At 58.4% G+C, this 9,968-nt stretch carries 11 protein-coding genes, 1 other RNA gene and 1 pseudogene; 4 read left to right on the top strand and 9 right to left on the bottom strand.

All coding sequences use genetic code 11. From position 1 onward, the window contains the following. Both rnpB and rsmI read right to left on the bottom strand, forming a co-directional pair. An RNA gene (rnpB, locus tag ACQKP2_RS30510) (RNase P RNA component class A) lies at positions 1 to 166 on the bottom strand; the annotation flags it as partial. Between the two features lie 75 nt (positions 167 to 241). Next, on the bottom strand, positions 242 to 1,114 hold the full coding sequence (gene rsmI, locus ACQKP2_RS30505) for a 16S rRNA (cytidine(1402)-2'-O)-methyltransferase (RefSeq protein ID WP_427582036.1): 873 nt from the start codon (positions 1,112 to 1,114) through the stop codon (positions 242 to 244). Positions 1,115 to 1,322: 208 nt separating this feature from the next. Here rsmI and ACQKP2_RS30500 point away from each other — a divergent pair, with 208 nt between their 5' ends. The 4 genes from ACQKP2_RS30500 (at position 1,323) to ACQKP2_RS30485 (ending at position 4,766) form a co-directional block, all read left to right on the top strand. After that, positions 1,323 to 3,134 (top strand): penicillin-binding protein activator, encoded by a 1,812-nt coding sequence (locus ACQKP2_RS30500; protein ID WP_427582035.1) that lies wholly within the window; start codon positions 1,323 to 1,325, stop codon positions 3,132 to 3,134. After that, positions 3,134 to 3,496 carry a YraN family protein gene (locus ACQKP2_RS30495; RefSeq protein ID WP_427582037.1) on the top strand — a complete coding sequence of 121 codons (363 nt, stop codon included), beginning with the start codon at positions 3,134 to 3,136 and terminating at the stop codon, positions 3,494 to 3,496. Before ACQKP2_RS30500 ends, ACQKP2_RS30495 begins: the two co-directional genes overlap by 1 nt. 101 nt (positions 3,497 to 3,597) lie before the next feature. Further along, complete coding sequence (locus tag ACQKP2_RS30490; RefSeq protein ID WP_427582034.1) at positions 3,598 to 4,191, top strand: phosphoheptose isomerase; 594 nt, start codon at positions 3,598 to 3,600, stop codon at positions 4,189 to 4,191. Then, positions 4,188 to 4,766, top strand: a complete 579-nt coding sequence (locus tag ACQKP2_RS30485; RefSeq protein WP_427582033.1) for a BON domain-containing protein — start codon at positions 4,188 to 4,190, stop codon at positions 4,764 to 4,766. Before ACQKP2_RS30490 ends, ACQKP2_RS30485 begins: the two co-directional genes overlap by 4 nt. Before the next feature lie 263 nt (positions 4,767 to 5,029). On the opposite strand, the gene ACQKP2_RS30480 is transcribed toward ACQKP2_RS30485, so the two are convergent. The 7 genes and pseudogenes from ACQKP2_RS30480 to rplM all read right to left on the bottom strand — a co-directional run. Beyond that, positions 5,030 to 5,443, bottom strand: coding sequence for a ClpXP protease specificity-enhancing factor (locus ACQKP2_RS30480; protein WP_427582032.1), 414 nt, complete (start codon positions 5,441 to 5,443; stop codon positions 5,030 to 5,032). Between the two features lie 16 nt (positions 5,444 to 5,459). After that, positions 5,460 to 6,077, bottom strand: a complete 618-nt coding sequence (locus tag ACQKP2_RS30475) for a glutathione S-transferase N-terminal domain-containing protein (protein ID WP_427582031.1) — start codon at positions 6,075 to 6,077, stop codon at positions 5,460 to 5,462. A 150-nt stretch (positions 6,078 to 6,227) separates the two neighbouring features. Continuing rightward, on the bottom strand, positions 6,228 to 7,010 hold the full coding sequence (locus tag ACQKP2_RS30470; RefSeq protein ID WP_427582030.1) for a cytochrome c1: 783 nt from the start codon (positions 7,008 to 7,010) through the stop codon (positions 6,228 to 6,230). Beyond that, the gene (locus tag ACQKP2_RS30465) at positions 7,010 to 8,221 is read right to left on the bottom strand and encodes a cytochrome b (RefSeq protein WP_427582029.1); all 1,212 of its coding nucleotides are present in this window, start codon (positions 8,219 to 8,221) and stop codon (positions 7,010 to 7,012) included. Before ACQKP2_RS30465 ends, ACQKP2_RS30470 begins: the two co-directional genes overlap by 1 nt. Then, on the bottom strand, positions 8,221 to 8,814 hold the full coding sequence (petA, locus tag ACQKP2_RS30460) for a ubiquinol-cytochrome c reductase iron-sulfur subunit (protein WP_427582028.1): 594 nt from the start codon (positions 8,812 to 8,814) through the stop codon (positions 8,221 to 8,223). Before petA ends, ACQKP2_RS30465 begins: the two co-directional genes overlap by 1 nt. Positions 8,815 to 9,082: 268 nt before the next feature. Beyond that, positions 9,083 to 9,475 carry a 30S ribosomal protein S9 gene (gene rpsI, locus ACQKP2_RS30455; RefSeq protein ID WP_427582027.1) on the bottom strand — a complete coding sequence of 131 codons (393 nt, stop codon included), beginning with the start codon at positions 9,473 to 9,475 and terminating at the stop codon, positions 9,083 to 9,085. Positions 9,476 to 9,489: 14 nt separating this feature from the next. After that, positions 9,490 to 9,915, bottom strand: a pseudogene (rplM, locus tag ACQKP2_RS30450) (50S ribosomal protein L13); the annotation flags it as partial. Positions 9,916 to 9,968: the final 53 nt, after the last annotated feature.

The following is a 9,968-nucleotide window of genomic DNA, read 5'->3' as shown; positions in this document are numbered from 1 at the left end:
CACCTTTTCACCCTTACCGGCGCCGAAGCGCTTAGGCGGTTATTTTCTGTGGCACTTTCCGTAGGCTCGCGCCTCCCAGGCGTTACCTGGCACTTCGCCCTATGGAGCCCGGACTTTCCTCCCCCCTCTAATTTTCATAGAGGGCAGCGACTGTCCGATCGACTCTCCGCCGCGAAGGTTAACGGCAGAGCGCCCGAAGAACAAGCGATAAAAGCCTCCAGGCATGTCGGCATGCCGGGTTTCACTCGCCCTTCTGTTTATCCAGCGCGAGCTGATACAGAACGTTCTTGCGCTCACCGGTAATTTGCGCCGCCAGTGCCGCAGCCCGCTTGAGCGGCATTTCTTCGAGCAATAGATCGAGAATGCGCAACGCCTCGCTGCTGACGGCCTCCTCACCTTCGGGCGCCGACCAGCCCGCCACCAGCACCACGCACTCGCCTCGCTGCTGGTTGCTGTCGGACTCAACAAACCGGCGCAACTCGGCCAGCGGCAGCCCCTTGAGGGTTTCGAATGTCTTGGTCAGCTCGCGCGCCAGCAAGGCCGGGCGCTCGGCGCCGAACACCAGCTCCATGTCCTGCAGACATTCAAGAATACGGTGCGGAGCTTCATAAAAGATCAGCGTGCGCGGCTCCTCTTTTATCGATTCCAGACGAGCACGCCTTCCGACCGCCTTGGCCGGCAAAAAACCTTCGAAGATGAAACGGTCCGACGGCAACCCTGCCGCAGACAATGCAGCAATCAGGGCACAGGCGCCGGGCACCGGAACGACATTGACCCCGGCCGCGCGAGCCTGACGCACCAAGTGATAACCCGGATCGGATATCAGCGGCGTGCCCGCATCAGATATCAGCGCGACATCATCTCCGGCCAACAGCCGGGTAATGAAGCGACTGCCCTCATCGCGCTCATTGTGCTCATGACAGGCCGCCAACGGCGTAGAAATGCCAAAGTGCTGCAGCAAGCGCTGGGAATGGCGGGTGTCTTCGGCGGCGATCAATGCAACCTCGCGCAGGATCTTCAGCGCACGCGCACTGATGTCGTCCAGGTTGCCGATGGGCGTCGCCACCACATAAAGCGAGCCCACAGCGGAATTCAAAGCACCCGGAACAGTCAAAGCGCACACCTCATGATCGATAAAGCCGGCATTGTAACGCGTAGAGCGGCCGGCGATGTGCGCAAGCCTCACTCGGTTTCATGGCTTTTTGTGCCGCAAAGCAACATTTGCACCAGCTAAATTGATCGATTCACGCCAGCAACATCGCGCCCCGGCCAGCGCTTGGGTACAATTCCACGCTAATTTGATCGAGTATCAGGAACACTACATGATCGCTTGCCTGCGGCTGTTCACTGCCCTCTGCCTCGCTGCCTTGCTGGCGGCTTGCGCCAGCTCGCCTTCCTCCAGCCTTGGCGAACTTCCACGGACCCCGGATGCCAGTATCGAGCAATTGCTCGAGAAAGCCGCCCAAAGCAAATCGCCGGAAGATGCGGCCCTGCTGCGCCTGAGCGCGGCAGACCTTGCGTACCACCAGGGTAACGCCGCTCAATCCGCGCAGATCCTGCAACAGGTACCCGTGGAGCAACTCAAACCCGGCCAACAGGTTTTCGCCAGCACGCTGTCCGCTGAACTGGCCATGACCCGCAACCAGCCGAAAGCTGCCCTGACCGCCCTGAGCCATCCAAGCATGCAACGCCTCGGCGAGCTGCCACAGGAGCAGCAGGTCCGCACCGGTACCGTCCACGCACGCGCCCTTGAAGCCGATGGCCAGACTCTGGCCGCCGCTCGCGAACGCATCTTCATCGCGCCGATGTTGAGCGGTGACGCCGCCAGCAAAAACCACGAAGCGATCTGGGCGCTGGTCGCCTCGCTGCCGACCGATCAATTGCAGCCGAACAATACCGATGTACTCGGCGGCTGGATGGGTCTGGCACTGGCAGTGAAAACCGCCGCGACAGTTGAACAACAGCAGGCCGCCATCGACAACTGGCGCGCACAGAACCCCAAACACCCAGCGGCCGTTCAACTGCCGCTGCCATTGACCAAACTCAAGGAGCTGGCCGGCCAGCCATTGAGCAAGATTGCCCTGCTGCTGCCTCAGGATGGCCCCCTGGCCTCGGTCGGCAAAGCACTGCGTGAAGGCTTCATGGCCGCGCACTACCAGGCACAACAGGCCGGGCAGAAGCCTCCAGCCATCGAGTTCTACGACAGTTCCCGCCTGACCTCCCTCGACGAGTTCTACCGCAAGGCCCAGGCCGATGGCGTACAACTGGTCGTCGGCCCACTGGAAAAACCACTGGTCAAACAACTGAGCACTCGCCCGCAACTGCCGATCACCACCCTGGCACTGAACTACAGCGAAGGCGAACAAGGTCCGGCGCAACTGTTCCAGTTTGGTCTTGCCGCCGAGGACGAAGCCCGCGAGGTTTCCCGTCGCGCGCGTGCCGACGGCCTGCATCGTGCCGCCATCATGGTGCCGAAAGGCGAATGGGGCGACCGCGTACTTCGAGCCTTCAGCCAGGACTGGCAAGCCAACGGCGGCAGCATCGTCGCCACCGAACGCGTTGACCAACCCGTTCAATTGGCCCAACAGATTGCCGACATGTTCCAGCTGCGCCAGAGTGAAGGTCGCGCCAAGAGCCTGCAAAGCACCGTAGGCTCGCAGGTCACCGCCCAGCCTTCCCGCCGTCAGGACATCGAGTTCATCTTCCTGGCCGCGACACCGCAACAGGCCCAGCAGATCAAACCGACTCTGAACTTCCAATACGCGGGCGATGTTCCGGTTTACGCCACATCCCATGTATTCAGCGCCAGTGGCGATGTGAACCAGTACAACGACATGAACGGCATTCGCTTCTGCGAAACCCCATGGCTGCTGGACGCCAACGATCCGCTGCGCAAACAGGTCACCGCGCAATGGCCGCAAGCGGCCAGCAGCCTGGGTCGCCTGTACGCAATGGGTGTCGACGCGTATCGCCTGGCACCACGCCTGGGACAACTCAAGGCCCTGCCGGACAGCCGCATCGAAGGCCTGTCGGGCAGCCTGGGCATGACCCAGAACCAGCGCGTCGTCCGGCAGTTGCCTTGGGCGCAATTCGTCAATGGCCAGGTTCAGCGACTGCCGGACAGCTCACGCTGATGCCTGACAGGTCACGCCAGCAACGTGGCAAGGATGCCGAGCGCCAGGCGCTCGAGCATCTTCAGCAACAAGGTCTGCGCCTGCTGGCGCAGAACTGGTTGTGTAAACGCGGCGAGCTTGATCTGGTCATGCTGGACGGCGATACAGTAGTATTCGTTGAAGTTCGTTACAGAAAGAACACTCAATGGGGTGGCGCGCTCGATAGCATCGATGAGCGCAAACGGCAGAAGCTGATTTTTGCCGCGCAGTTTTTTCTTCAGCGCGAGTCACGCTGGGCCAATTCCCCTTGCCGTTTCGACGTGGTCGCCATTGATAGCGATCTCGATCAGCTGAACTGGTTACAGAATGCCTTCGACTGCTGATTGCCTGCACCACGAACCGGACAACACTCAATACTTTTGCTCTTTGTTTTGCGGGCTGCACTTTCACGTGCCGGAAAGCCGCGCTCATTAAGGTCACACTGATGGACATGCAATCGCGAATTCGCCAGCTTTTTCAGGCCAGTATCGACGCCAAGCAACAGGCGATGGAAGTACTTGCACCGCACATCGAGCAAGCCAGCCAGGTCATGGTCAACGCCTTGCTCAACGAAGGCAAAATGCTTTCCTGCGGCAACGGCGGCTCTGCTGGCGACGCCCAGCACTTTTCGTCCGAGCTGCTCAACCGGTTCGAGCGTGAGCGCCCGAGCCTGCCCGCCATAGCCCTGACCACCGACAGCTCGACAATCACCTCGATCGCCAATGACTACAGCTATAACGAGGTTTTCTCCAAGCAGATCCGCGCCCTTGGCCAACCGGGCGATGTACTGCTGGCGATTTCCACCAGCGGCAACTCGGCAAACATCATTCAAGCGATCCAGGCCGCACATGATCGCGAAATGATTGTCGTAGCTTTGACCGGTCGCGATGGCGGCGGCATGGCGTCGCTGCTATTGCCCGAGGACGTGGAGATTCGCGTACCGGCCAGCGTCACCGCACGCATTCAGGAAGTCCACCTGCTGGCGATCCATTGCCTTTGCGACTTGATCGACAGCCAACTGTTCGGGAGTGAAGAATGACCCCTAATCGCCTCGGCCTACTGGCCCTGACCCTGTGCCTCGGCATCAGCGGTTGCACTTCGGTGGTAAACGCCAGTCGCGAAGCACCGATCGAAGATGATCGCGGCACTCGTACCCTCGGCAGCAAGATCGACGATTCCCTGATCGATACCAAGGTTGGCGTGAATATCGCCAAAGCCGACCCTGCCCTGGACAACGACTCTCACATCGTCGTCACCAGCTTCAACGGCGTGGTGCTGCTTGCCGGTCAAACACCGCGAGCCGACCTCAAGGCCAAGGCCGAACAGGCTGCCGCCGCCGTTCAGCGCGTAAAGACCGTGCACAACGAACTGCAGATTCTGCCGCCTTCGGGCTTCCTTGCCCGCCAGAACGACACCTGGCTGACGTCCAAGATCAAGACCCAGATGCTCACCGACCCGAACATCCCCGGTTCGCGCATCAAGGTTGTCACCGAAAACGGCATCGTCTACCTGCTAGGCCTGCTGACCAAGCAGGAAGCCGCCCAGGCGACCAACCTGGTGCAGGGCGTTTCGGGCGTGCAGAAGATCGTGAAGCTGTTCGAGTACATCGACTGAGGTTCGTCGGCGTTGGTGATTCTGAAATCGCCTTCGCCCCCCCCGTAGGAGCCAGGCTTGCCGGCGAAGGCGATCTCAAGGACGTCTTCGCTGTAGGAGCCAGGCTCGCCGGCGAAGGCGATTTCAAGGGCCCCCTTCACCCCGTAGGAGCCAGGCTTGCCGGCGAAAGCGATTTCGAGGACGCCTTCGCCGGCAAGTCGGATCGCCGCACCGCTGGCTCCTACAAGAAATAAAAAAGGGCGATCCTTGCGGATCGCCCTTTTTCATTTCACCACTTTCAGGCTTGGCCGGCCACTGGGGCGAGGCGGCTCGCTGTCCGGCGGCGGGATATCGTCATCCGGCTCGATCTCACCCTCATCTTCCATGGGCGCCTCCAGATCAAACACCATTCCCTGACCGTTTTCCCGGGCGTAGATACCCAGGATCGAAGCAATAGGCACGTAAAGCGTGTGTGGCACACCACCAAAGCGACCTTCGAAGCTCACCGCCTCGTTGTCCATATGCAGATGACGCACTGCTTGTGGCGATACGTTCAGGACGATTTGCCCGTCACTGGCAAAACCCTGCGGCACCTGCACCGATGGATACTCGGAATTGACCAGCATGTGCGGGGTGCAGTCATTGTCCACAATCCACTCATAGAGCGCGCGGACCAGATAAGGTCGACTGGAGTTCATAGCGGCTCCTTAAGCCTTAGCGCATTTCGCGTTCGACGCCAGACAGACTCGCCTGGAAAGCCTCGCGCGCAAACTGGCGCTCCATATAATCAAGCAGCGGCTTGGCAGGCCGCGGCAGTTCTATACCCAGAATCGGCAATCGCCACAATATTGGCAATAGGCAGCAATCCACCAGGCTTTGTTCCTCACTGAGGAAAAACGGCTTGTCGGCAAACAATGGCGACACACCCGTCAGGCTTTCGCGCAGCTCTTTACGCGCCACGGCGCGAGCCGCCTCCTTGGTCCGCGAATCCAGAATCTGATCCACCAGACCGCACCAGTCTCGCTGGATGCGATGCATCAGCAGCCGACTATTGGCACGCGCCACTGGATAAACCGGCAGCAGTGGCGGATGCGGGTAACGCTCATCCAGATACTCCATTACAACCGTAGACTCCCACAATGCCAGGTCACGATCGACCAGGGTGGGCAAACTGCCGTAAGGATTCACTTCGATCAGTTTAGGCGGCTGGCGGCCAGCTTCCACGTAGATGATCTCGGCGCTGACACCCTTCTCTGCCAGTACGATTCGCACTCGGTGGGAATAGTGGTCGGCGGGGTCGGAGTAACAGGCCAACCGATTGGTCACGCCCATGGCGATCCTCCTCGCTTGTAAAAATGATCGAAAGCGGAAAAACGAGCGCGCCCAGAGGACGTCTCCCGTAACACCTGGCTGACCAGGTTCGTTACACCATCAGAGACGCCCTTGGGCGCGCGCGATTAACAGCAATAGCTTGAAGCTTTATCAGTGCACGTCTTTCCAGTATTCACGCTTGAGCAAGTAAGCGAATACGAAGAAGAACGCCAGGTACAGCAATACATAGGTACCGATGCGCTGATGTTGCAACTTAACCGGGTTAGCCGAGTAAGCCAGGAAGGTTACCAGATTCTTGACCTTCTCATCGAACTGCTCTTCGGTCAGAGAACCGCTCTTGGGCACGATGGTCAATTGATCGCACGCTTCATGAGTCAGTGCCGTACCGGTCAACGGATCGTATTGCTTCTTTCCGTCCTCGACGATTTGAACCTGCTTGCAGCCAACGACCTGGCGACCTTGCAGGCCCACCAGGACGTTAGGCATGCCGACGTTCGGGAAGACCTTGTTGTTCACACCCCACGGACGTGAAGGATCCTCATAGAACGACCTCAGGTAGCCGTATAGCCAGTCAGTACCACGAACACGAGCAACCAGCGTCAAGTCCGGTGGCGCCGCACCGAACCAGGTCTTGGCATCGGCCGGCTGCATGCCGACGCTCATGTGATCGCCGATCTTGGCGCCGGTGAACACCAGCTTCTCGAGCATCAGCTCGTGAGGAATACCCAGGTCGTCGGCAACGCGCTCGTAGCGCTGGAATTTGGCGCTATGGCAACCCATGCAATAGTTGGCGAACGTACGCGCACCATCCTGCATGGCCGCCTTGTCGGAGACGTCGATATCGATTTTTTCGAGTTCCGGGCCACCGTGTTCTGCTGCAAAAGCGAATACTGGCAGCGCAGCAAGCATCAATACTGCAAATAGCTTTTTCATCAGCCAGTCACCCTTTCCGGAACCGGTTTGGTCTTCTCGAGCCTTGTATAGAACGGCATCAGAATGAAGTAGGCGAAGTACAGGAATGTACAAACCTGCGACAGCAGCGTGCGCTCCGGAGTCGGTGCCAGAACGCCCAGCACGCCCAGGATCACGAACGCAATGCAGAACACCCACAGCCAGATCTTGCTCAGCCAGCCTTTGTAGCGCATCGACTTGACCGGACTGCGGTCCAGCCACGGCAGGACGAACAGCACCGCAATGGCCGCACCCATGGCGATTACGCCAAAGAGCTTGTCCGGAACGGCACGCAAGATCGCGTAGAACGGGGTGAAGTACCAGACCGGAGCGATATGTTCCGGGGTCTTGAAGGCGTTCGCCACTTCGAAGTTCGGCTTCTCGAGGAAGTACCCGCCCATTTCCGGGAAGAAGAACACGATCGAACAGAAGATGAACAGGAACACCACCACACCGACGATGTCTTTCACGGTGTAGTACGGGTGGAAGGCAATGCCGTCCAGTGGTACGCCGTTTTCGTCCTTGTGCTTCTTGATGTCCACGCCGTCCGGGTTGTTCGAGCCAACCTCGTGCAGCGCCAGGATGTGCAGCACCACCAGGCCGAGAATCACGATCGGCAAGGCAACCACATGCAGGGCAAAGAAGCGGTTCAGGGTGATACCGGAAATCAGGTAGTCACCACGAATCCACTGGGTCAGGTCGTTACCGATGACCGGGATTGCACCGAACAGCGAGATGATTACCTGGGCGCCCCAGTAGGACATCTGCCCCCACGGCAACAGGTAACCCATGAAGGCTTCCGCCATCAGCGCCAGGTAGATCAGCATGCCGAACACCCACACCAGCTCACGGGGCTTCTGATAGGAACCGTAGAGCAAGCCACGGAACATGTGCAGATAGACCACGATGAAGAACGCCGAAGCGCCGGTGGAGTGCAGCAGACGCAGAATCGAGCCGTACTCGACGTCACGCATGATGTATTCGACGGAGGCGAATGCCTCTTCCGCCGACGGGGTGTAGCTCATTGTCAGCCAGACGCCGGTAACGATCTGGTTGACCAGAACGAGCAGCGCCAGAGAGCCGAAAAAGTAGAAGAAGTTGAAGTTTTTTGGTGCGTAATACTTGCTGAGATGGTCTTCCCACATTTTGGTTGCGGGAAAGCGTGCATCAACCCAATCCATGAACTTGCTCATCACGCTTTCTCCGTATCGACGCCAATGACGATAATGTCATCGGTCTCATAGGAATGCGGGGGAACTGGCAGGTTCAAAGGCGCGGGTTGCGCCTTGAAGACGCGGCCAGCCAGGTCGTAGTGGGAACCGTGGCAAGGGCAGAAATACCCCCCTACCCAGTCCTTGCCCAGATCAGCAGGTGCCACTTCAGGACGGAACGTCGGCGAGCAACCCAGGTGCGTACAGATACCGATCAGCAGCAGAACCTCTGGCTTGATCGAACGGGTTTCCGGATCGACATAGGTCGGTTGAGTCGAGTTCTTGGAGGTCGGGTCAGACAACTGGCCCTCGATCTTTTTCAGATTCCCCAGGATTTCCTGTGTACGGCGGACGATGAATACCGGCTGACCACGCCACTCAGCAATCATCTGCTGACCTGGCTCGATTTTGCTGACATTCACTTTCACCGGTGCACCTGCGGCTTTTGCCTTGGCACTGGGAAACCATGACCCCACGAACGGGACCGCAGCCCCCACCGCTCCTGCAGCACCCACCACGGATGTGGCTGCAACCAGGAAGCGACGCCGGCCTGCATTCACGCCGTCATTGCTCATTCAGTCCTCTCCCATCAGCTTTGTGGCCTGTTAAATCAGGCATCTACTAAATAAAACTATGTACTTATAAAAATTTTGCCGAATGGTAATGAAAAGCCCCAATTCTGACAAGGTAATTGCCCCGGAGCACCACCTCTAGGCCTTGTAGTATAGGGCCTCTACGGACGTGGCAAGTTGTCACAGCGCAATTCTTTGATAAATCGCACGCACAAAAAAACGCCCAGCTCCGTGAGGAAACTGGGCGTTCTTTTTCGAACGAAGAAACGAATTAACGCTTCGAGTACTGCGGACGCTTACGCGCTTTGCGCAGACCGACTTTCTTACGTTCAACTTCACGTGCGTCGCGGGTTACGTAACCGGCTTTACGCAGAGTGCTGCGCAGAGTCTCGTCGTAGTCCATCAGAGCGCGGGTGATACCGTGGCGAATGGCGCCAGCTTGACCACTTACACCACCGCCGATCACGGTGACGTAGATGTCGAACTTCTCGACGGTCTCGGTCAGTTCCAGCGGCTGACGAACTACCATGCGGGCAGTTTCACGGCCGAAGAAAGTATCCAGCGAACGGTTGTTGATGGAGATGTTACCAGTGCCCGGACGCAGGAAAACGCGTGCGGTTGCGGTCTTGCGACGGCCAGTGCCGTAGTTTTGAGTCGCCGACATAATGAACTATTCCGTTAAATCTTCAGTTCTTGGGGCTGCTGAGCAGTATGAGGGTGTACAGCGCCCGCATAGACTTTCAGCTTACGGTACATGTCGCGACCCAGCGGGTTCTTAGGCAGCATGCCTTTTACCGCGGTCTCGATCACGCGCTCAGGGGCCTTGGCGATCAGCTTTTCAAAGTTGATCGACTTGATGCCGCCCGGGAAACCGGAGTGGGAGTAGTACATTTTGTCGGTGGTTTTGGCACCGGTAACACGTACTTGCTCAGCGTTGATCACGACGATGTAGTCGCCGGTGTCAACGTGAGGAGTGTACTCAGCTTTGTGCTTGCCACGCAGACGGCTCGCGATTTCGGTGGCCAGACGACCCAGGGTCTGACCAGCAGCGTCGACGACGAACCTGTCGCGCTTTACTGTTTCCGGTTTAGCAGTTAAAGTTTTCTTTGATTATAGCCTCGAGGGCCGCCCTGTAAAATAGTCGGAGGTTCTTACTG

Origin of the sequence: Pseudomonas sp. NPDC089569 (assembly GCF_050280625.1) — a bacterium.
In the GTDB taxonomy this organism is placed as follows: domain Bacteria; phylum Pseudomonadota; class Gammaproteobacteria; order Pseudomonadales; family Pseudomonadaceae; genus Aquipseudomonas.
Note: the sequence above shows the minus strand (reverse complement) of the source record. Positions and strands in the feature narration are given on the sequence as shown.

What these genes read in the sequence shown, in the direction of transcription:
- ACQKP2_RS30475 (WP_427582031.1), bottom strand. Translation starts at nt 6,077, where the DNA reads ATGGGCGTGACCAATCGGTTGGCCTGTTACTCCGACCCCGCCGACCAC.
- ACQKP2_RS30490 (WP_427582034.1), top strand. Translation starts at nt 3,598, where the DNA reads ATGGACATGCAATCGCGAATTCGCCAGCTTTTTCAGGCCAGTATCGAC.
- ACQKP2_RS30470 (WP_427582030.1), bottom strand. Translation starts at nt 7,010, where the DNA reads ATGAAAAAGCTATTTGCAGTATTGATGCTTGCTGCGCTGCCAGTATTC.
- ACQKP2_RS30495 (WP_427582037.1), top strand. Translation starts at nt 3,134, where the DNA reads ATGCCTGACAGGTCACGCCAGCAACGTGGCAAGGATGCCGAGCGCCAG.
- ACQKP2_RS30465 (WP_427582029.1), bottom strand. Translation starts at nt 8,221, where the DNA reads ATGAGCAAGTTCATGGATTGGGTTGATGCACGCTTTCCCGCAACCAAA.
- ACQKP2_RS30480 (WP_427582032.1), bottom strand. Translation starts at nt 5,443, where the DNA reads ATGAACTCCAGTCGACCTTATCTGGTCCGCGCGCTCTATGAGTGGATT.
- ACQKP2_RS30485 (WP_427582033.1), top strand. Translation starts at nt 4,188, where the DNA reads ATGACCCCTAATCGCCTCGGCCTACTGGCCCTGACCCTGTGCCTCGGC.
- rpsI (WP_427582027.1), bottom strand. Translation starts at nt 9,475, where the DNA reads ATGTCGGCGACTCAAAACTACGGCACTGGCCGTCGCAAGACCGCAACC.
- ACQKP2_RS30500 (WP_427582035.1), top strand. Translation starts at nt 1,323, where the DNA reads ATGATCGCTTGCCTGCGGCTGTTCACTGCCCTCTGCCTCGCTGCCTTG.
- petA (WP_427582028.1), bottom strand. Translation starts at nt 8,814, where the DNA reads ATGAGCAATGACGGCGTGAATGCAGGCCGGCGTCGCTTCCTGGTTGCA.